General features: G+C 71.7%; 21 protein-coding genes and 1 pseudogene. 10 read left to right on the plus strand and 12 right to left on the minus strand.

Features of this window, described 5'->3' with window-relative positions; all coding sequences use genetic code 11:
• Positions 1-23: 23 nt before the first annotated feature.
• Positions 24-1,208 carry a winged helix DNA-binding domain-containing protein gene (locus tag ACFY6U_RS14020; protein ID WP_390037906.1) on the minus strand — a complete coding sequence of 395 codons (1,185 nt, stop codon included), beginning with the start codon at positions 1,206-1,208 and terminating at the stop codon, positions 24-26.
• A gap of 220 nt (positions 1,209-1,428) precedes the next feature.
• Here ACFY6U_RS14020 and ACFY6U_RS14025 point away from each other — a divergent pair.
• Positions 1,429-1,620 (plus strand): annotated as a pseudogene (locus tag ACFY6U_RS14025) (DUF2252 family protein); the annotation flags it as partial.
• Between the two features lie 15 nt (positions 1,621-1,635).
• Here ACFY6U_RS14025 and ACFY6U_RS14030 read toward each other — a convergent pair.
• On the minus strand, positions 1,636-2,370 hold the full coding sequence (locus ACFY6U_RS14030) for an alpha/beta hydrolase (protein ID WP_390037908.1): 735 nt from the start codon (positions 2,368-2,370) through the stop codon (positions 1,636-1,638).
• Between the two features lie 239 nt (positions 2,371-2,609).
• Between ACFY6U_RS14030 and ACFY6U_RS14035 the strand changes: the two genes are divergently transcribed.
• The gene (locus ACFY6U_RS14035; protein WP_390037910.1) at positions 2,610-2,894 is read left to right on the plus strand and encodes a hypothetical protein; all 285 of its coding nucleotides are present in this window, start codon (positions 2,610-2,612) and stop codon (positions 2,892-2,894) included.
• A gap of 21 nt (positions 2,895-2,915) precedes the next feature.
• Here the strand turns inward: ACFY6U_RS14035 and ACFY6U_RS14040 are convergent, their stop codons facing one another.
• The 5 genes from ACFY6U_RS14040 to glnA all read right to left on the minus strand — a co-directional run bounded on the left by ACFY6U_RS14040 (position 2,916) and on the right by glnA (position 7,807).
• Positions 2,916-3,500 (minus strand): hypothetical protein, encoded by a 585-nt coding sequence (locus ACFY6U_RS14040; RefSeq protein ID WP_390038639.1) that lies wholly within the window; start codon positions 3,498-3,500, stop codon positions 2,916-2,918.
• A 2-nt stretch (positions 3,501-3,502) separates the two neighbouring features.
• Entirely contained in the window at positions 3,503-4,423 is a 921-nt protein-coding gene (gene htpX / locus ACFY6U_RS14045) for a zinc metalloprotease HtpX (RefSeq protein WP_390037912.1), read from the minus strand.
• A 98-nt stretch (positions 4,424-4,521) separates the two neighbouring features.
• Positions 4,522-5,931: a hypothetical protein gene (locus ACFY6U_RS14050; protein WP_390037914.1), complete on the minus strand. Its 1,410-nt coding sequence runs from the start codon at positions 5,929-5,931 to the stop codon at positions 4,522-4,524.
• A 106-nt stretch (positions 5,932-6,037) separates the two neighbouring features.
• Positions 6,038-6,295, minus strand: coding sequence for a hypothetical protein (locus ACFY6U_RS14055; RefSeq protein WP_390037916.1), 258 nt, complete (start codon positions 6,293-6,295; stop codon positions 6,038-6,040).
• A 102-nt stretch (positions 6,296-6,397) separates the two neighbouring features.
• Positions 6,398-7,807 carry a type I glutamate--ammonia ligase gene (gene glnA, locus ACFY6U_RS14060; protein WP_123977765.1) on the minus strand — a complete coding sequence of 470 codons (1,410 nt, stop codon included), beginning with the start codon at positions 7,805-7,807 and terminating at the stop codon, positions 6,398-6,400.
• 211 nt (positions 7,808-8,018) lie between these two features.
• Here glnA and ACFY6U_RS14065 point away from each other — a divergent pair, with 211 nt between their 5' ends.
• Entirely contained in the window at positions 8,019-8,486 is a 468-nt protein-coding gene (locus tag ACFY6U_RS14065) for an RDD family protein (protein WP_390037919.1), read from the plus strand.
• 96 nt (positions 8,487-8,582) lie between these two features.
• Here the strand turns inward: ACFY6U_RS14065 and ACFY6U_RS14070 are convergent, their stop codons facing one another.
• Positions 8,583-10,223, minus strand: a complete 1,641-nt coding sequence (locus ACFY6U_RS14070) for an FAD-dependent oxidoreductase (protein WP_390037921.1) — start codon at positions 10,221-10,223, stop codon at positions 8,583-8,585.
• 212 nt (positions 10,224-10,435) lie between these two features.
• On the opposite strand from ACFY6U_RS14070, the gene ACFY6U_RS14075 reads away from it, so the two are divergent.
• Genes ACFY6U_RS14075 through ACFY6U_RS14105 form a run of 7 tightly spaced genes read left to right on the plus strand, consistent with a single transcriptional unit; the run spans position 10,436 to position 15,618 of the window.
• Positions 10,436-11,506, plus strand: a complete 1,071-nt coding sequence (locus ACFY6U_RS14075) for a SchA/CurD-like domain-containing protein (RefSeq protein ID WP_390037923.1) — start codon at positions 10,436-10,438, stop codon at positions 11,504-11,506.
• Between the two features lie 47 nt (positions 11,507-11,553).
• Positions 11,554-11,967, plus strand: coding sequence for a cupin domain-containing protein (locus ACFY6U_RS14080; protein WP_390037925.1), 414 nt, complete (start codon positions 11,554-11,556; stop codon positions 11,965-11,967).
• Entirely contained in the window at positions 11,964-13,232 is a 1,269-nt protein-coding gene (locus ACFY6U_RS14085; RefSeq protein WP_390037927.1) for a beta-ketoacyl-[acyl-carrier-protein] synthase family protein, read from the plus strand. Before ACFY6U_RS14080 ends, ACFY6U_RS14085 begins: the two co-directional genes overlap by 4 nt.
• Entirely contained in the window at positions 13,229-14,473 is a 1,245-nt protein-coding gene (locus ACFY6U_RS14090; RefSeq protein ID WP_390037929.1) for a ketosynthase chain-length factor, read from the plus strand. The genes ACFY6U_RS14085 and ACFY6U_RS14090 overlap by 4 nt, the downstream gene beginning before the upstream one ends.
• Positions 14,474-14,518: 45 nt before the next feature.
• Complete coding sequence (locus tag ACFY6U_RS14095; RefSeq protein ID WP_351325347.1) at positions 14,519-14,770, plus strand: acyl carrier protein; 252 nt, start codon at positions 14,519-14,521, stop codon at positions 14,768-14,770.
• Between the two features lies 1 nt (position 14,771).
• Complete coding sequence (locus ACFY6U_RS14100) at positions 14,772-15,251, plus strand: SRPBCC family protein (RefSeq protein ID WP_351499217.1); 480 nt, start codon at positions 14,772-14,774, stop codon at positions 15,249-15,251.
• 34 nt (positions 15,252-15,285) lie between these two features.
• Entirely contained in the window at positions 15,286-15,618 is a 333-nt protein-coding gene (locus tag ACFY6U_RS14105) for a TcmI family type II polyketide cyclase (protein WP_351715784.1), read from the plus strand.
• 81 nt (positions 15,619-15,699) lie between these two features.
• Here ACFY6U_RS14105 and ACFY6U_RS14110 read toward each other — a convergent pair whose 3' ends face one another.
• The 4 genes from ACFY6U_RS14110 to ACFY6U_RS14125 all read right to left on the minus strand — a co-directional run bounded on the left by ACFY6U_RS14110 (position 15,700) and on the right by ACFY6U_RS14125 (position 19,082).
• The gene (locus ACFY6U_RS14110) at positions 15,700-16,764 is read right to left on the minus strand and encodes a methyltransferase (protein WP_390037931.1); all 1,065 of its coding nucleotides are present in this window, start codon (positions 16,762-16,764) and stop codon (positions 15,700-15,702) included.
• Between the two features lie 42 nt (positions 16,765-16,806).
• Positions 16,807-17,907, minus strand: a complete 1,101-nt coding sequence (locus ACFY6U_RS14115) for a nitrous oxide reductase family maturation protein NosD (protein WP_390037933.1) — start codon at positions 17,905-17,907, stop codon at positions 16,807-16,809.
• A gap of 205 nt (positions 17,908-18,112) precedes the next feature.
• On the minus strand, positions 18,113-18,814 hold the full coding sequence (locus ACFY6U_RS14120) for a DUF4191 domain-containing protein (protein ID WP_390037935.1): 702 nt from the start codon (positions 18,812-18,814) through the stop codon (positions 18,113-18,115).
• A 70-nt stretch (positions 18,815-18,884) separates the two neighbouring features.
• Positions 18,885-19,082: a hypothetical protein gene (locus ACFY6U_RS14125; protein ID WP_390037937.1), complete on the minus strand. Its 198-nt coding sequence runs from the start codon at positions 19,080-19,082 to the stop codon at positions 18,885-18,887.
• Between the last annotated feature and the right edge of the window lie 78 nt (positions 19,083-19,160).

The raw sequence follows: 19,160 nt of genomic DNA on the forward strand, positions 1-19,160 counted from the left end.
CGGACCTCACCCGCAGGGCCCGCTCACCCGCTCAGCTCCCGTTCCAGCGGTGTGCGGAATCGTGGGGTCACCTTCGCGGCTCCCACCCAGCCGCGCAGCCGTTGCGCCTCCGTCGCGACCGCCTGCTCCGCCTCCCGGCGGATGCCCGGATCGGGGATCCGCCAGACGATCTCTCCGTCCCGGCGCTGCGCCCAGCCGCCCACCACCAGCCCGTTCCACCACACCGTGGGCCCCACGTTGCCGCTTCTGTCGAAGAGCAGCGGCCGCAGCTCCGGCGGCAGGTACCAGTCCCGCCGCTGCCATGCCATGGCCGTCGGGTCGAGAGCGGGGAGGAGGGCCGCCCAGGGGCGGGACGGCCCGGTGACCGCCGGCAGATCGCCGGCCGTGACGTACCCCGTGTCGTCCTCGTCCAGGGTCACCGGCTCGGCTCCGATCGCGGTCAGCGCCCTGCGGACCTCGGTCACCCGCCACCCCGTCCACCACTTGAGGTCCGCCTCCGTGGCCGGGCCGCAGGCGTGCAGCCAGCGGTTCAGCAGGACCGCCTGGGCCCGTGCCGGGTCCAGCTCCGGATGGTCCGGCGCCGCCGCCCAGCGGAACTGGCTCGACGTCCAGGAGCCCAGCGGGCGGCCCCGCACCACCTTGCCCTCCACCCCCAGGACCCGCAGCAGACGCGTCGAGACGGTGTGGATGCCCTCGTAGCTCTTGCCCGCGGCGTACGCGAACTGTTCGCGCAGGCGTGGTTCGGCGGCCGCCAGCTCCGTCGCCGTCGCCTGGCCGAGCCGGGCCAGCTCGGCCAGCGTCGAGGACTCGACCTCCGCGAGCCAGGCCGCGTCCGGGGCACCGGCCCGCGCCATGTCCTTGAGCAGGGCGGCGCGTTCGCGGGCGGCCACCGTCAGGCCCGTCGAGGCGTGGACGACCGCCGTGAGGTCCGCGGGAAAGACGAACACCGTGTGCCGCATGCCGTGCATCCGCACCAGGGTGCGGTCCTCGTACAGGGCCCGCTCCGTCTCCGGCACGGTCTTCGCCGCCTCGGCCAGCCGCGCCCCCACCGCCAGGTGCACCGTCGCCGGGTCCGAGCCGTGCAGCGCCACCAGCGCCTCGGCGACCTCCTCCGGCGTCGTCGCCCGCGCCGGGCCCGCCAGCCGGTGGCGCAACGCCAGCCGGGCACGCCGCTCCGCCACCCCGATGTGCCGCCGCCCGTCGCTCATGCCGACCTCCCCGTGGACTCCTGACCGCATCCTGCCCGATGCCACTGACAATCACCTGTCCGCCGGACTCGGCATGCGGCCGCCCCCGCTCCTCCCTTTCACTGCGATCAGCAGGTCAAGGAGGGAGCAGTCGACCGAGGGGAGCGTCGTATGACGACCACACCCGCCGACCGTGCCGCCCGCGGCAAGGCAGCCCCCAAGCGGGCCCCCGTTCGGCGCACGCCTTCTGGCTGCCCGACGTCGACCGCCCGGCGACCGCATCGCCATCGCCGCCTACCTGGGCGGCACCGACACCTTCGACCACGCGGTCGCCGACTTCGCCCTCGCCTACGCCGACCAGACCGCCACCGGCCACGCCGGCCTCGGCGCGGCCGTCACGGCGGGCGTCCTGACGGCGGCGCCGGGGGTCTGAGCCGGCCCCCAGCGGTCAGCCGTGGTGCTTCAGCAGCAGTGCCACGAACTCCCGCCGGTCGACGGGGTGGTCACGGAACCAGAGGCCCAGCCGGTGCTCCGCGTCCGGGAGTTCGAAGCGGGTGTACCGGGACCGGGTGCGCAGGGCGTCCTGGAGGGCGGCCGTGACCTGCGGCGGGATCACCGCGTCCGTGCCCGGCACGGCGAGTACGGCCCGGCCCGCGTAGGAGCGCAGCACCTCCAGAGCGGGTGAGGTGCGCCAGGCGTCCGGGGTGCGGATGAGCTCGGTGAAGCGGCCGGTGCCGTCGCCGAACGGGACGTCCCAGGCCTGCGGGGTGTAGACCGCGGGGGAGCAGAGGCCGATCGCCCGGGCCCGGTCGCCGTAGTGCCGTACGAGATCCGCGACCGTCTGGCCGCTCATGCTGAAGCCCACCAGGATCAGCGGGCGTTCCGACCCCGCCTGGGCGTCGATCACCGCCGTCGCCTGCTCGAAGCGGCGGCGCAGGCTCAACTCCTTCAGCGTGCCCGTGCTTTCGCCGTGGCCCGAGAAGTCGAAGGCCAGGGCGGGGCAGCCGTGGGCGGCGAACTCCGCGAGCAGCGGGCGCAGTCGCCGCTCGCTGCCGTTGCCCGCGCCGTGCAGGAGGACGGCGACCGGTCCGCCCGTGCCGTCCGTGCCGCGCGCGGCCGGGGCGCGGACCCCGCTGAGCCGTTCGCCGTCGTACTCGTGGGTGAAGCCGGTGAGTTGGTCCATGCCGCACATTCACCCACGGGTGCGTCCGCGGGTGCACGCACGAAAACGGGATGCACGCCGAGTGACCGGCTGCTTACTCTGGAGAGGCGTTGCGGAGTGGTCCACCACCGCTTTCCGAAGGTCCGGCCGAGCCTTGGGGACCCGGGACTACACTGCCGCGCACCGACGGACGGCCGCCCGTCCCCCGCGCGCCGTCGGATCCGTCGACCGCTCACACAACCACGCCACGGAGGCCCGTCATGGGCACCATCGTCCTATCCGGAACCGTCGTCCTGGTCATCCTCGGATTCGGCAACCACAACTGGTGGCTCGCCGCCGTCGCCCTGCTCTTCCTGTACGTGCAGTACGGGCGGGGCTCGTCGTCGGCCTCCTCGTCGGGCGGTCCGTCCGGCGGGGGAGGGGGCACGGCCGGCGACTACAAGACGTACCGCGACCGCCGCGACCAGCAGGCCAAGTGGGAGCGCCGCTACCGCCGCGAGCGCCCCCTGGAGTTCCGGCGCCAGCAGAAGGAGAAGGGGAAGTAGGCCGCAGATGCCCCTGGCCGGTCAGAGGCCGGGGGCACCCCAGACCGGGAACCAGCGGCTGAGGTCCTGCTCGATCCGCAGGTCGCCCGCGAGCGCCGCCTTCACCTGCAACTCCAGCGCGCTGTCCCGCCGCTGACCGGAACCGGGCAGCGGCGCGAAGGGATAGAAAGTGCCCCGCTTGTAGAGATAGACGAGCGCGAGCCTGCGCCCGCGCTCGTCCTCGAAGGCGGCCAGGGAACAGAGCAGCTGCGGGCCGAAGCCGTTGACCTCCATCGAGCTGTTCACCGCGTGCAGGTCGTTGACCAGTTGCGGAAGCTGGTCCGGGGGGCGTTGCGAGACCAGCCAGGAGTACCCGTAGCCGTCCTGGTGCAGCTCCACCGGAACCCCGCCGCGGTCCGAGTCCGCGTCGAGGAGCGCCTGGACCTCCCGGTGGGTCTGCTCGAAGGCCGCGCCCTCCACGGTGGCGAAGCACACCGCGCCCCCGCCGGTGGGCCTGAACCCGGCCGCCGCCTCCAGCGTCACCGCCGCCGACGGCAACGCGAACAACTGGTCGAGATCGGGCGCGACCGGCTTCGTACGGCCCAACAGGATGTCCAGGAACCCCATGCTCACCCGGCCTTTCCGGGCGTCGCCGCCTCACCCAGCTCCGCCGAGATCCGCCCCAGCTGCTCAAGCCGCTGCTCCAGGGGCGGGTGGGTGGAGAAGAAGCGCTCGATGCCGGGCTCCTTGCCGGTCGCCGGGGTGAAGTAGAACGCGTTGAAGGCCTGGGCCGTGCGCAGGTCCTTGGTCGGGATCCGGGCGATGTCGCCGGAGACCTTGGTGAGCGCGGACGCCAGCGCGGAGGGCCGGCCGGTGAGGTGCGCGGCCGCGCGGTCGGCGGCCAGCTCCCGGTACCGGGACAGGGCCCTGATCAGCAGGAAGCTGATCGCGTACACGGCCGCGGAGACCCCGATGATCGCGGCGAACACGGCGGCGGTGTTCTGGTCCCGCCGGCCCCCGCCGAGGAGCTGCGAGTAGAACGCGAACCGCACGATGAGTCCCGCGATCACGCCCAGGAAGGACGCGACGGTGATCACGGCGACGTCCTTGTGCGCCACGTGCGACAGCTCGTGCGCGAGCACGCCCTCCAGCTCGGCGGGCTCCAGCCGCCGCAGCAGCCCCGTCGTCACACACACCACGGCGTGGTCGGGATTGCGCCCGGTCGCGAACGCGTTCGGCATGTCCATATCGGAGACGGCGACGACCGGCTTCGGCATGTCCGCGATGGCGCACAGCCGGTCCACCACGGCATGCAGCTCGGGATACTCCTCCCGCTCCACGACCCGCCCGCGCATGGCGAACATCGCGATCCGGTCGGAGAACCAGAACTGCGCCACGAACATCGCGCCCACCAGCACGACGACGAGCAGCCACGACTTCAGCAACACGATCAGCGCGGCAACGAAACCGACGTACAACAACCCGAGCAGAAACAGCGTGACCGCCATCCGCACGGTCAGCCGCCGGTCGCTCCGGAAGCGGCTCTGCATCTTGCACCACCCCGCAGTCAGGCACTCGTCCCGCTGTCCAGTGTGCACCTGCGCCGTCCCATGGGGAGGTTCCGAACGGCCCTAGTAGCGGCAAAGGCTCAGCCCGGTACGCCGGCCTCCCGCTTGCGCCTGGTCAGCACCCACTCGCTGAACAGATGCCGTCCCCGGTCCAGCAGCGCCGCCACCTCCTCGGACCCGAGCGGTACGTCCGGCGTCGGGTGCCACTGCTGGACGGACCGCTCGGCCCAGCCCCGCAGTTTCACGTCCGGGTCGTCGAGCAGCGCGACCGCGGCCCGCAGCCGCACGAGTCCGCCCCGCGCGTCCAGCAGCCGGAACGCGGCGACCCGCGCATGCCGCGCCCGGCCGGGCGCCAGCCGATCCGTGAGCCACCCGGCGTCCAGCGACCCGGCGGACGGCAGCAGGTTCACGGTCGCCGCCCGGACGACGCCCGGAGCCGGGTCGTCGAGCAGCTCCCGGAACCGTGGAACGTCCGTGATGTCGAGGATCCGCAACCCGGCCAGCGCCCCCGCCCGCACGCCGGGGGAGGGGTGGGCGAGCAGCGGCGCCAGCAGCCCGGCGTCCGCCCGCTCTCCGCACTCGGCCAGCCCCATGACCGCGCCGGGCGGCAACGCGGGGTCGCCGGTGTCGGCGGCCCGGCGCCGGTACCAGGGCAGCGGATCGGTGCCGTACTGCCGCACCACGTACCGCGCGCAGGCGCGTACGACGCCGGACCGGTCGGCGAGGAAGTCCGCCGCCCGCTCCGGTCGTCCGGCCCGCCGCAGCGCCGTCACCCCGATCGAGCGGACTCGTGGCCCGCGTGCGGCCAGCAGCGGTCCGAGTACGTCGGCGGCGGCTGCGCCCTCCGGTACGAGGGCCACCGCGGCCTCGGCGCAGAGGGTCTGGACGGCGGGGTCGGAGTCCCGGGCGGCGGCCTGTGCCAGCTCGGCGGCGGACAGCATCCCTTCCGCCACGGCCAGGCGGTGGGCGAAGCGCCGGACGGTACGGTCGCCGTCGGCGCGCAACCGCCCGAGCTGCTCGCGGGACGCTCCCCGCAGGACGTCGCCGAGCACCTCGACGCCGAAGGCGCCGCGCCCGCGCCGGCCGAGGAGCAGGATCAGGGGCGCGAGCGCGACGGCGGCGTCCACGTCGAGGCTCTCGCGCAGCAGCTGCCGGGCCCGCTCCCGTACCGGTGCGACCCAGTCCGCACAGCGGATGACGACCAGCGGCAGCAGCGCGGGAAACCGCTCCGCCGTCTCCAGCGCCGCCTCCCTGATCCGGCCGTCCCGATGACAGAGGGCCAGCGCGGCCCGCGGCTCGGTGAGCGCGTTGCGGGCCTCGCCGTCGAACTCGGCACGGCCGGGCAGCGCGTCACGCAGCAGCCAGGACCGCGCACCGGCGTCCAGGGCGAGCCACCCACCCGGACCGCTGCCCTCGATCACGTCGCAGGGCGCGGCCCCCTCGGCAACCCGCAGCGCCGCCGCTTCGCCGTCCTCGAACTCCCCGCGCATGCCCGTACCCCGTTTTCCGCGTGCCGTCCGGGCGATGGTAGGCGGACAGGTGGGCGCCGGTCGCGCCGATTACCCGAGGCCGAGGACGGGCCGACGGGCCGGATTCCTAGTACGGCGCACGCGTCTGCATGTACCCCAGCAGCAGGATCACCGCCGCCACGCACCCCACGACCACCGCCGTCGACACCCACGACGACCGTCGCGGTGCCACCGGTCCCGGATCCGGCCGGAACGGCACCGGGCCCGGCGGGTTCTCGCGCCAGCGGGCGGCCAGCATGCGCGCCCGGGCGGACGGCTCCTTGTGTTCCGCCTCGGCGGCCCATCCGAGGTCGAACTCCCGGTCTTCCTCGTCCTGTTGAGACACCCTGATTCCCCCGTATCGAACATGCGTACCGACGCACGATACGACGGCGCCCCCGCCCTGAGAAACAGGAACGGGGGCGCCGAGCGGCCGAAGCGGCGTCTGTCACACGTCGAAGTAGAGCTCGAACTCGTGCGGGTGCGGGCGCAGCTGCAGCGGGGCGATCTCGTTGGTGCGCTTGAAGTCGATCCACGTCTCGATCAGGTCGGGCGTGAAGACGTCACCGGCGAGCAGGAACTCGTGGTCGCGCTCCAGGGAGTCGAGGACGGCCGGGAGGGAGGTCGGGACCTGGGCGACGTTCGCGTGCTCCTCGGGAGCCAGCTCGTAGAGGTCCTTGTCGATCGGCTCGGCCGGCTCGATCTTGTTCTTGATGCCGTCCAGACCTGCGAGGAGCAGGGCCGAGAAGGCCAGGTACGGGTTGCCGGAGGAGTCGGGCGCACGGAACTCGACGCGCTTGGCCTTCGGGTTCGAACCCGTGATCGGGATACGCATCGCGGCCGAGCGGTTGCGCTGCGAGTACACCAGGTTGATCGGGGCCTCGAAGCCCGGGACCAGGCGGTGGTACGAGTTCACCGTCGGGTTGGTGAAGGCGAGCAGCGACGGAGCGTGCTTCAGGATGCCGCCGATGTAGTAGCGGGCGGTGTCCGACAGACCCGCGTAGCCGGCCTCGTCGTAGAACAGCGGGGAGCCGCCCGCCCACAGCGACTGGTGCACGTGCATGCCCGAGCCGTTGTCGCCGAAGATCGGCTTCGGCATGAAGGTCGCGGTCTTGCCGTTGCGCCAGGCCACGTTCTTCACGATGTACTTGAAGAGCTGGAGGTCGTCGGCGGCGGCGAGCAGCGTGTTGAACTTGTAGTTGATCTCGGCCTGGCCGGCGGTGCCCACCTCGTGGTGCTGGCGCTCGACCTGGAGGCCGGACTTGGCCAGCTCCAGGGAGATCTCGGCGCGCAGGTCGGCGAAGTGGTCGACCGGCGGGACCGGGAAGTAGCCGCCCTTGTAGCGGACCTTGTAACCGCGGTTGTCCTCGAGCGCGCCCGTGTTCCAGGCACCCGCCTCGGAGTCGATGTGGTAGAAGCTCTCGTTCGCCGAGGTGGCGAAACGGACGCTGTCGAAGACGTAGAACTCGGCCTCGGGGCCGAAGTACGCGGTGTCGGCGATACCGGTCGACGCCAGGTACGCCTCCGCCTTCTTCGCCACGTTGCGCGGGTCACGGGAGTACTGCTCGCCCGTGATCGGGTCGTGGATGAAGAAGTTGATGTTGAGCGTCTTGTCCCGGCGGAACGAGTCCACCCGGGCGGTCGACAGGTCCGCGCGCAGCGCCATGTCGGACTCGTGGATCGCCTGGAAACCGCGGATCGACGAACCGTCGAACGCGAGCTCCTCGTCCGGGTCGAACGCCTCGACGGGCAGCGTGAAGTGCTGCATGACGCCCGGCAGGTCGCAGAAACGGACGTCGATGAACTTGACGTCCTCGTCCGCGATGAACTTCTTGGCCTCGTCGGCGTTCTGGAACATCCAGCTCCTCCTACTCCCGGCCGTTCCCGTGCCGGGGTGGTAGTTCGTTCGTGCGGCCAGTGCGGTGGCACACGCTGTCCTCGACCCTAGGGACGGGTGATTTCTCGGGCGTGACTCATTTGTTTCGCTGAAGTTAACCGACCTCGGTTCCACGGTAGCCCGTGGCACCCCGCCGACCCAGGGCCCTGGCCGGGCCCAGTACCGTGGACGGGTGGACAACAGGCAAGCAATCGGATCGTGGCTCTCCGGGCCCCGCGCGGCCATGGAGGACGCGGGCGCCGAGTTCGGGTACCGGGGCGAGCAGCTCGGTCTGCCGGAGGAGGGGCCGGGCTCCATCGCCCGCCCCGGGCGGCGGCTCGGCGCGCTGGTCGTGGACTGGGCGCTGTGCGTCTTGATCGCATACGGCCTGATCACGCACGGCTACACCCCGGCGACCAGCAACTGGGCGCTGCTCATCTTCTTCGTCCTCGGGGTCCTCACGGTGGGCACGATCGGCTTCACCCCGGGTAAGCGGCTGTTCCGGCTGCGGGTGGTCGGCGTCGGGACGGGCCGGGTGCAGCCGCTGCGCGCACTGGCCCGCACGGTGCTGCTGTGCCTCGCGATCCCGGCACTGGTCTGGGACCGCGACGGCAGGGGCCTGCACGACCGGCTGGCGAAGACCGTAGAGGTACGGATCTGAGGCAGCGGCCCGGCCGCGGGCCGGTGGGGGCTGGTCGCGCAGGCCCCTGCCGGCGCCGGTAAGCGACCCCACCCCCACCTCGGCCCCCACCCCGGCTCACCTCCTGCGCAGCACCCGCGCCAGCACCTCCCGCAGCTCTCCCTCCGGATCGGGCACGGCGGCTTCCGAGCGCCACGCCACGAACCCGTCCGGACGGACCAGTACCGCCCCGTCCGCCGTCGTACCGTGCGCCGCCGCCCAGTCGCCGTCCTCCGAGTCGTACACAAGATCGCCCGCCGGGCCGATGCGGTACGTGTCCAGCCGCAGCCGCTCCGTGTCCGCGATCCGCCGGGCGGCGGCGTGCCAGGCCGCGCCCCCTGCCGAGGCAGCGTCGCTCAGCAGCACCAGTGACCGCTCGTACAGGTCGAGCGTGGACACCCGTTCCCCCTCCCGGCGCAGCCACAGGTGCGGGGCCCGGCTGCCCGGCTGGCCGGTGAGGTTCATCCCATTGGGCACCAGCGGCTGGTCCGGGTCGGCGCCGAGCACCGCGCCCTTCGGGTACCGGTAGCCGAGGACGATGTTGAGGATGCCGCCGCGCCGGTCGGCGCCGACGCCGGGAGCCGGCGCGAAGCCGGGGTGGCTGTGCTCGACGGAGCGGGCGGAGGCGCGGGCGCTGGTGGCGAGGGCGACCGGGCGGCGCTCGGCGTCGTAGGAGTCGAGGAGCCCGGGGCCGGCCCAGCCGTCGAGGACCGCTGCCAGCTTCCAGGCGAGGTTGTGGGCGTCCTGGATGCCGGTGTTGGAGCCGAAGGCCCCCGTCGGGGACATCTCGTGCGCGGAGTCGCCGGCCAGGAAGACCCGCCCGGACGCATACCGTTCGGCCACCCGTTCGGCCGCCCGCCAGGACGCGCGGCCGGTGACCTCGACGTCGAGGTCGGGGACGCCGACGGCCCGCCGGATGTGCCGGGTGAGCCGCTCCTCCGTGAACTCGTCGAGGGTCTCGCCGCGTTCGGGGTGCCAGGGCGCGTGGAAGACCCAGCGCTCCTTGTTGTCGACGGGGAGGAGGGCGCCGTCGGCCTCCGGGTCGGTGAGGTAGCAGCAGATGAAGCGGCGGTCCCCGACCGTGTTCTGCAGCAGCTTGGAGCGGAAGGTGATGCTGACGTTCGCGAACAGGTCGCCGGGACCCGTCTGGCCGATGCCGAGCCGGCCGCGGACCGGGGAGCGCGGTCCGTCGGCCGCGACCAGGTAGTCCGCGCGGACGGTGTACATCCGGTCGGAGTCACGGTCGCGGACGTACGCCGTCACTCCTTCGGGGTCCTGTTCGAAGGACTCCAGCTCGTGGAAGTAGCGCAGCTCGCCGGTGAGCGACTCGGCCGCCCGGCGGAGCACCGGTTCGAGGTCGTTCTGGCTGCACAGGCACCAACCCGTAGGGCTGAACCTCGCGAGTCCACCGCCCGGGTCGATCTCCTTGAACAGCCAGTCGCCGGCGTCGCCGACCAGCGTCGGGGCCTGCAGGATGCCGTGGTTGTCGGCGAGGAGGGAGGCCGCGGCCTTGATGTCCGGCTCGATGCCCGCTCTCCGGAACAGCTCCATCGTCCGCACGTTGTTGCCCCGGCCGCGTGGGTGGATCGAGGTCCCGGAGTGTCTCTCGACGAGCATGTGGCGTACGCCCAGCCGGCCCAGGAAGAGGGACATGGACAGGCCCACGAGGGAGCCGCCCACCACGAGGACGGGGACCTGGTGATCGGTTTTCTGGTGCATCGGGCACTCCAGAGGCGGGTGTTGGTGCGTCAGGTGCGTTGGAACGTCCATGCCCCGTCCGGGCCCCATCGGGAGGGGTTCGGCGTGCTCAATCACCCACCTGGTTCACGCGAGTCGCGCGCATCGGAGGACCGGCACAGGATCAAGAAGCGCTGACGCCGCGTCATCGGCGAAGGCGCAGGCCGCTGCCCAGCGAAGGAGATGTGCGAAGCATGACGACGATCTCGGAAAAGGTTTCGGCAAAGCCGACCCGAACGACCCGCCCGGTCTCGACACGGGTCTCCCAGTCCGTCTTCGACGGCTCCCGGCTCCGGGTCGTCCTGCTGGTGGACGTCTACGACGGCGCACAGCAGCAGTTCCTGGAGGCCTACGAGCAGCTGTGCAACCAGGTCGCCCAGGTGCCAGGCCACGTCAGCGACCAGCTCTGCCAGTCGATCGAGAACCCCTCCCAGTGGCTGATCACCAGCGAGTGGGAGAGCGCCCCGCCGTTCCTCGCCTGGGTGAACAGCGAGGAGCACGTGGAGATGGTGAAGCCACTGCACAACTGCGTCCGCGACACCCGCTCGCTCCGCTTCCACGTCGTACGGGAGACCGGCGGCCCGTCGGCGGACGCCGTCCGTGTCCTGCAGGCCCGGCCACGGATGGGCGACGGCGTGATCCGCCACGCGCTCACCTTCACGGTCCGGCCGGGCAGTGAGGCCGAGGTCGCGAAGATCCTCGCGGACTACGCCTCGCCCCAGGCGAAGGTCGACGACTCCACCCGGCTGTGCCGCACCTCCCTGTTCATGCACGGCAACCGGGTGGTGCGGGCCATCGAGGTGCGCGGTGACCTGATGGCCGCCCTGCGCCACGTCGCCCGGCAGCCCGAGGTGCGGGCCGTCGAGGAGGCCATCAACCCCTACCTGGAGCAGGAGCGCGACCTCAACGACCAGGAGTCCGCACGGGTGTTCTTCACTCGGGCGGCGCTGCCGGCCGTCCACCACGTCAGCGCCGAGGAGCTGGCCGAGGGCGAGCGGCACGCGCTGTACTACCCGGCCCGTCCGGGCTGCGGGATGCGGCTCGCGGAACTGCTGGCGCAGCAGGACGAGGCCTCGTCCGAGGACCCGGCGAGCCCGGTGCTGCACAGCACGGTCTTCCAGCGCGACGACGTCGTCGTCCGCCTGGTCGAGCAGCGGCCCGGTACGCCGGTGGACGTCACCCCGGCCCACGCGCTGACCGCCCTGCTGGACGGCGACGCGGTGCGGATGCAGCTCCTCACCGACCGCCGCTCCCCGGACGCCTGACGCCTGACCCTTCACCGTTGCATCACCCCCCACGGAGGAACGCAGACATGCAGCCCATTCCGAAGATCGTGGACCTCAGCGAGGTCGAGCCCAACACCCGGCGCGGCGGCGATCTGCGCGCCATGCTCACCCCGGCCACGGTGGGTTCCACCAGCGGTTTCATGGGTGTGGCCATCGTGCAGCCGGGCGACCGCATCGCCGAGCACTACCACCCGTACTCCGAGGAGTTCGTGTACGTCGTCTGCGGCGACATGGAGGTCGACCTGGACGGCGAACCGCACCAGCTGCGGCCCGAACAGGGGCTGATGATCCCCATGAACATGAAGCACCGCTTCCGCAACGTGGGGAACGTCGAGGCCCGGATCGTCTTCCACCTCGGCCCGCTGGCCCCGCGCCCGGCTCTGGGCCACGTCGACACGGAGGAGACGGAAGCCGTCACCGTGGGGCAGGTCCGGTCGTGACCCGGCGCGTGGCGGTTACGGGCATAGGCATCGTCGCTCCGGGGGGTGTGGGCGTACCGGCGTTCTGGGATCTGCTCGCCTCGGGCCGGACCGCGACGCGCGGCATCACCTTCTTCGACCCCTCGGGCCTCAGGTCGCGGATCGCCGCCGAGTGCGACTTCGACCCGGCCGCGCACGGCCTGGACGCCGAGGAGATCGAGCGGGCGGACCGGTACATACAGTTCGCCCTGGTCGCCGGCGACGAGGCGGTCCGGGACTCCGGCCTCGACCTCGGCCGGGAGGATCCCTGGCGGATCGGGGTCTCCCTGGGTACGGCCGTGGGTGGCACCACCCGTCTCGAGCACGACTACGTCCTGGTGAGCGGCGCGGGTCAGCGCTGGGACGTGGACCACCGGCAGGCGCAGCCCCAGCTGCACCGGGCGTTCTCCCCGAGCACGCTCGCCTCCGCGGTGGCGGAACGTTTCGGCGCCCAGGGTCCGGTCCAGACCGTGTCCACCGGCTGCACCTCGGGCCTGGACGCCGTGGGCTACGCCTTCCACACCGTCCAGGAGGGCCGCGCCGACATCTGCATCGCCGGTGCCTCGGACTCCCCGATCTCACCCATCACCATGGCCTGCTTCGACGCGATCAAGGCCACCTCCCCGAACAACGACGACCCCGAGCACGCCTCCCGCCCGTTCGACAACCGCCGTGACGGGTTCGTCATGGGCGAGGGCGGCGCGGTGCTCGTCCTGGAGGAACTGGAGCACGCCAAGGCCCGCGGCGCACACATCTACTGCCAGCTCGACGGCTACGCCACCTTCGGCAACGCCTACCACATGACCGGTCTCACCAGCGAGGGCCTGGAGATGGCCCGCGCCATCGAGACCGCCCTGGACCACGCCCGCCTCGACCCCACCGCCATCGACTACGTCAACGCGCACGGCTCCGGCACCCGGCAGAACGACCGCCACGAGACCGCCGCCGTGAAGAAGGCGCTCGGACAGCACGCCTACAGCACGCCCATGAGCTCCATCAAGTCCATGGTGGGCCACTCGCTCGGCGCCATCGGCGCGATCGAGGTCGTCGCCTGTGTGCTCGCCCTGGCCCACCAGGTCGTCCCGCCCACCGCGAACTACGAGACCCCCGACCCCGAGTGCGACCTCGACTACGTGCCGCGCGTCGCCCGCGAACGGCGCCTCGGCGGCGTCCTGTCCGTGGGCAGCGGGTTCGGCGGCTTCCAGTCCGCGGTGATCCTGACCCGGCAGAGAGGACGGACACCATGAGCGAACCCCCTTCTCGGCGGGCGGCCGTCACCGGCATCGGTGTCGTCGCACCCAACGGAACCAGCACCGAGACCTTCTGGAAGTCCGTCCAGGAGGGACGCAACGTCCTCGACAAGGTGACCCGCGACGGCTGCGAGCACCTGCCCATGAAGGTGGCCGGAGAAGTCCGCGACTTCGACCCGGCGGCCGCCGTAGAGGAACGCCTCATCGTCCAGACCGACCGCTTCACGCACTTCGCGATGGCCGCGGCCGACCTGGCACTGGAAGACGCCCGGCTCGGCCGCGCCGACACCGACGGCTCGCCGTTCGACATCGGCGTGGTCACCGCGGCCGGCTCCGGCGGCGGCGAGTTCGGCCAGCGCGAGCTCCAGCAGCTGTGGGGCAAGGGCAGCCGGTTCGTCGGCCCCTACCAGTCCATCGCCTGGTTCTACGCGGCCAGCACCGGCCAGATCTCCATCCGGCGCGGCTTCAAGGGGCCCTGCTCGGTGGTCGCCGCCGACGAGGCCGGCGGCCTGGACGCCCTCGCCCACGCGGCCCGCGCGGTCCGCCGCGGTACGGACGTCATCGTGGCCGGCTCCACCGAGGCGCCGATAGCTCCGTACTCGGTGGTCTGCCAGCTCGGCTACGAGGAGCTCAGCCGGGAGGCCGACCCGGCCCGCGCCTACCGCCCGTTCACCGACCAGGCCTGCGGGTTCGTGCCGGCCGAGGGCGGCGCCATGCTCGTCGTGGAGGACACCGGCTCGGCCCGCCGCCGCGGACTGCCGGTCCGGGCCACCCTCGACGGCCATGCGTCGACCTTCACCGGCGCCTCCCGCTGGGCCGAGTCCCGGGCCGGGCTCGCCCAGGCGATCCGCGGGGCGCTGGCCGAGGCCGGCTGCGCCCCCGAGGAGATCGACGTGGTCTTCGCCGACGCCCTCGGCGTGCCCGAGGCCGACCGGGCGGAGGCGCTGGCCATCACCGACGTCCTCGGCGCGCACGGCAGGCGGGTGCCGGTCACCGCGCCCAAGACCGGGATCGGCCGGGGCTACTGCGCCGCCCCCGTCCTCGACACCGCGGCCGCGGTGCTGGCGATGGAACACGGGCTGATCCCGCCCACCCCCGGCGTCTTCGACATCTGCCACGACCTCGACCTCGTGACCGGCAGCGCCCGTGCCGCGCAGCCACGCACGGCACTGGTGCTCAGCCGGGGCCTCATGGGGTCGAACTCGGCGCTCGTGCTGCGCCACGGCGCGGCCGGGTGAGTCGAACACACCAGCTGCCCAGCAGCGATAGCAGAAGGAGTTGCTATGAGCATCACCGTGGACGAACTGTCCGAACTCATGAAGAAGGCCGCCGGCGTCACCGTCGCCCCGGCCGACCTCCAGGACCGGGCCGACAGCGGATTCGACGTCCTCGGCGTCGACTCGCTCGGCCTGCTCGGCATCGTCGGCGAGCTGGAGAACCGGCACGGCGTGCCCATGCCGGTGGACGCCGAGCGGTGCAAGACGCCCCGCCAGTTCCTCGACCTCGTCAACAGCGCCATGCCCGCGGGAGCCTGACATGACCGGACACACCCAGAACGAGATCACCATCGCCGCGCCCGTCGACCTGGTCTGGGACATGACCAACGACGTGGCCAACTGGCCCCAGCTGTTCAGCGAGTACGCCAGCGCCGAGATCCTCGAGGACGACGGGAAGAAGGTCACCTTCCGGCTGACCATGCACCCCGACGAGAACGGCAAGGTGTGGAGCTGGGTCTCCGAGCGCGAGGCGGACCGCCGCAACCTCCGCGTCAAGGCCCGGCGGGTCGAGACCGGCCCGTTCGCGCACATGGACATCCTCTGGCAGTACGAGGAGGTGCCCGCCGGCACCCGGATGGTCTGGACCCAGGACTTCGCGATGAAGCCGGAGGCCCCCGTCGACGACGAGTGGATGACCGACAACATCAACAAGAACTCCAAGGTCCAGATGGCCCTGATCCGGGACAAGATCGAGAAGGCCGCCACCGGCCGGCGCCCCGACCCGGCCCTCGCCGACTGAGCCGGCCGTCCGGAAGACAGGAACGGAGAGACACGTGCACCAGGCCCTGATCGTCGCCCGTATGGCACCGGGCTCCGCGCCCGACATCGCGAAGGTGTTCGCGGAGTCCGACCGGGGAGAGCTGCCGCACCTCGTCGGGGTGGTCCGGCGCAGCCTCTTCCAGTTCGGCGATGTGTACATGCACCTCGTCGAGTCCGAGCGCGAGCCGGGACCGGCCATCGCCAAGGTCACCTCGCACCCCGAGTTCAGGGACATCAGCGACCGTCTCACGGCGTACGTCAGCGCGTACGACCCGGAGACCTGGCGTTCCCCGAAGGACGCGATGGCCCAGCGCTTCTACCTCTGGGAGCGCGACGGCGGCGCGTGACCCCGCGTACCGCCGTACGCCAACGGTGCCGGACCCGCGCACGACGCGGGCCCGGCACCGGCGCGTGCCGGGCCGCCCTTGTCAGGCGGGCACCGTGCAGTCGAAGGCGTGCAGGTACGGGTTGACCGGCCGGATGTCGTTGACGCTCAGGCCCGCGTCGCCCAGCCGCCGCACCATGCTGTCGGTGGTGTGCTTGGCCCCGCCGACGTTCAGGAGCAGGAGCAGGTCCATCGCGGTGCTGAACCGCATCGACGGGGTGTCGTCGACCAGGTTCTCGATCACCACGACCCGGGCCCCGGGCCCGCCCGCCGCGACCACGTTGGCGAGCAGCCGCGAGGTGGACTCGTCGTCCCACTCCAGGATGTTCTTGATGATGTAGACGTCCGCGTCGACCGGTACGGCCTCCCGGATGTCACCGGGCACCACCCGCGCCCGGTCCGCGAGGTCGCCGCCCTCGCGCAGCCGGGGCAGGGCATTCTCCACCACCTTGGGCAGATCCAGCAGGTAGCCCTTCATCGCCGGGTACTTGTCCAGCAGGCTGGCCACCACGTGCCCCTGCCCGCCGCCGAGGTCCGCGACCGAGCGGCTGCCGGACAGGTCGAGCAGGGCCGCGACCTCCCGGGCCGACTGCTCGCTGGAGGTGGTCATCGCCCGGTTGAAGACGTCCGCCGACTCCGGCGCGTCCTCGTTCAGGTAGACGAAGAACTCCTTGCCGTAGAGGTCCTCGACGACGTTGCGGCCGGTGCGCACGGCCTCGTCGAGCTTGGGCCAGGCGTCCCAGGTCCACGGCTCGGTGCACCACATGGCGATGTAGCGCAGGCTGTGCGGGTCGTCCTCGCGCAGCAGCCGGGAGGTCTCGGTGTGGGCGAACGTCCCGTCCGGCCGCTCGGCGAAGACGCCGTAGCAGGACAGGGCGCGCAGCAGCCGGCGCAGCGGCTTCGGGTCGGTCTTCACGGCCGACGCCAGGGACTCCACGGTCATGGGGGCGTCCCCGAGCGCGTCGGCGACGCGCAGCCTGGCGGCGGCGCGGACGGCGGCGGCACAGGCCGCCCCGAACACGAGCTCGCGCAGCCGCATCGACGGCGGCGGAGCGTCCTCCTCCAGCCCCTTGGCCGGCGTCGTGAGGTCGCGTGCTGGTGCGGTCATGTGCCGCCTTCCTTCCTGGTGGGGTGTCGTACGGCCGTCAGGTCAGCACAGACCCGCGGGCTTGGACTTCTTGCAGGCGTTGTCCTTGAAGGCGTTGCCGTGCTTGGCGGCCTCCTGGTTGACCAGGTCGGCGGGGGAGTTGCCCGACAGCTTGTTGCGGGTGATCTGGTTCTTGTCGCTGGTGACACCCACGAAGCTCTTGAAGACCACGACACCGCCCGACAGCGGCGACTTGCCGGAGTTCCCGGTGACCGTGTTCCCGGTCACCACGGTGTTCTCGGCGCCGGTCAGCACGATGCCGGAGCCCTGCAGGAAGGACAGCCGGGCGGTCTTCTTGCAGTACTTGTTGTTCTTCACGACCTGGTTGTCGGCGACGGTCAGGTGACCGGCCTTCGGCTTGTTCTCGTCGCCGACGACGAACACGCCCGCGCAGTTCCCGGTGACCGAGTTGTCCGAGACCGTGAGGTTGCGCAGCCGGCGGACGGTGACGCCGATGCGGTTGTTCTCCAGGAGGTTGTGCTCGACGACCGTGCCGAACGTGTCGACGGCGCCCTTCTCCGTGGTGACGGAGTTGGCGAGGAAGATGCCCGCGTCGCCGTTGTTCCGGGCGATGTTGTTCTGGTACATGCTGTGGACCGAGCGCTCCTCGGCGAGGCCCCACTGCCCGTTCTTCACGGCGGCCACGCCGTGCACGCGCAGGTCGGCCGCGCCCACGGCCATGACGCCGGTCCGGGAGAACCCGGTCACGGTCATGTGGGCGATGGTCACGTCCTCGACGGGCTGCTTCTTGGCGCCGACCACGCAGATGCCGTTGCCCATCTCGGCGCAGGACTTCACGGCGGTCTTCTTCGTGCCGCTCATGGCCTTCTTGGACTTCTTCGCCTTCTTGACCGGCTCGAGCACGGTGTCCGGGCCCACACCACGCAGGGTGAGGCCGGGCGTGGTCACCTTGACGCTCTCGTGGTAGGTGCCGGCCAGCACCAGGACCGTGTCACCGGGCTCGGCGGCGTCGACCGCCTTCTGGATGGATTCACCCGGGTGCACGGTCAGAACGCCGTGCGAGGAGGTCGCCGGAGCGGCGCCGAGGAGGGAGCCGCACAGGGCGGCGCTGCACGCGAGGTATGTGATATGGCGTTTTGTCACATCTGGCAGATTAGGAGCAGATGACCCGATAAACGCCGGGATGCTCCGTTCGGCGGCGTGTCACCGGGGACCCGCTTCGAGCGCCCGCAGGGGCGCGGGGCCGCGTCGATATGCGGCTCCGCCGCGTGGGCGCGAGAAACCACGAAGGCGCGGCAGTCGCACACGCAACCACCGCGCCCGAGCTCGTAGGCGTGCCTACCGCCGTTTACCGCCCCCGAGGCCCACCCTTCGGCATCCGCATCCCCTTGGGCATCGGCCCCTTCGGCAACGGCATGTTGGACATCAGGTCCCCCATCGCCCGCAGCCGGTCGTTGGTGGTCGTCACCTGGGGCCCCGTCAGCACGCGAGGAAACTTCAGCATCGTGGTCCGCAGCTTCTTCAGCTCGACCTGGCCCTCGCCCGTGCCCACGATCACGTCGTGCACCGGCACATCGGCCACGATCCGGGCCATCTTCTTCTTCTCGGCGGCCAGCAGGGTCTTCACCCGGTTCGGGTTGCCCTCGGCGACCAGGACGATGCCGGCCTTGCCGACCGCCCGGTGCACCACGTCCTGGCTGCGGTTCATCGCCACCGCCGGCGTCGTCGTCCAGCCCCGCCCGATGTTGTCCAGGACGGCGGCCGCGGCGCCCGGCTGGCCCTCCATCTGGCCGAAGGCCGCCCGCTCGGCCCGCCGGCCGAAGACGATCGCCGTCGCGAGGAGCGCGAGCAGCAGGCCCAGGATGCCCAGATAGACCGGGTGGCCGATCAGGAAGCCGATCACGAGGAAGACGGCAAGGGTGCCGAGACCGACACCCGCAAGTACAAGACCGATCATCTTGTCGGCCTTGCGGGTCATCTTGTACGTCAGGACGATCTGCTTCAGTCGTCCCGCATTCGCAGCGTCCGCTGCGGGTTCCTTCCTCGCCATGCCCCGAAGTCTACGTGGCCCCGGGAGTGCCGACGACGGCAGTGTCCCGACAAGGGCCGCGGAAGGGGCGTCAGGAGCGGCCGGTGGCCTGCTCGAGGAAGCGCTGGGCCTCGACCCGGTCCTTGGCGCGACGGCGGTCTTCCAGCACGGAGGTCCAGGCGTTCTGGCGTGCGGTGCGCTGGCCGCCGCTCATGAGCAGCGACTCGACGGCGCGCAGCGCGTCGGTGAAGGACGGGATCGCGGTGGCGCGAACGGGCGCGGCCTGCATGGTGGAGGTCCCCCCTCGAGGTGGGTGTACGTGCTGTGATACCAGGGTCACTGTTCGGTGTTACCAGGGCGTGACCGA

It is taken from the genome of Streptomyces sp. NPDC013157 (assembly GCF_042899865.1).
In the GTDB taxonomy this organism is placed as follows: domain Bacteria; phylum Actinomycetota; class Actinomycetes; order Streptomycetales; family Streptomycetaceae; genus Streptomyces.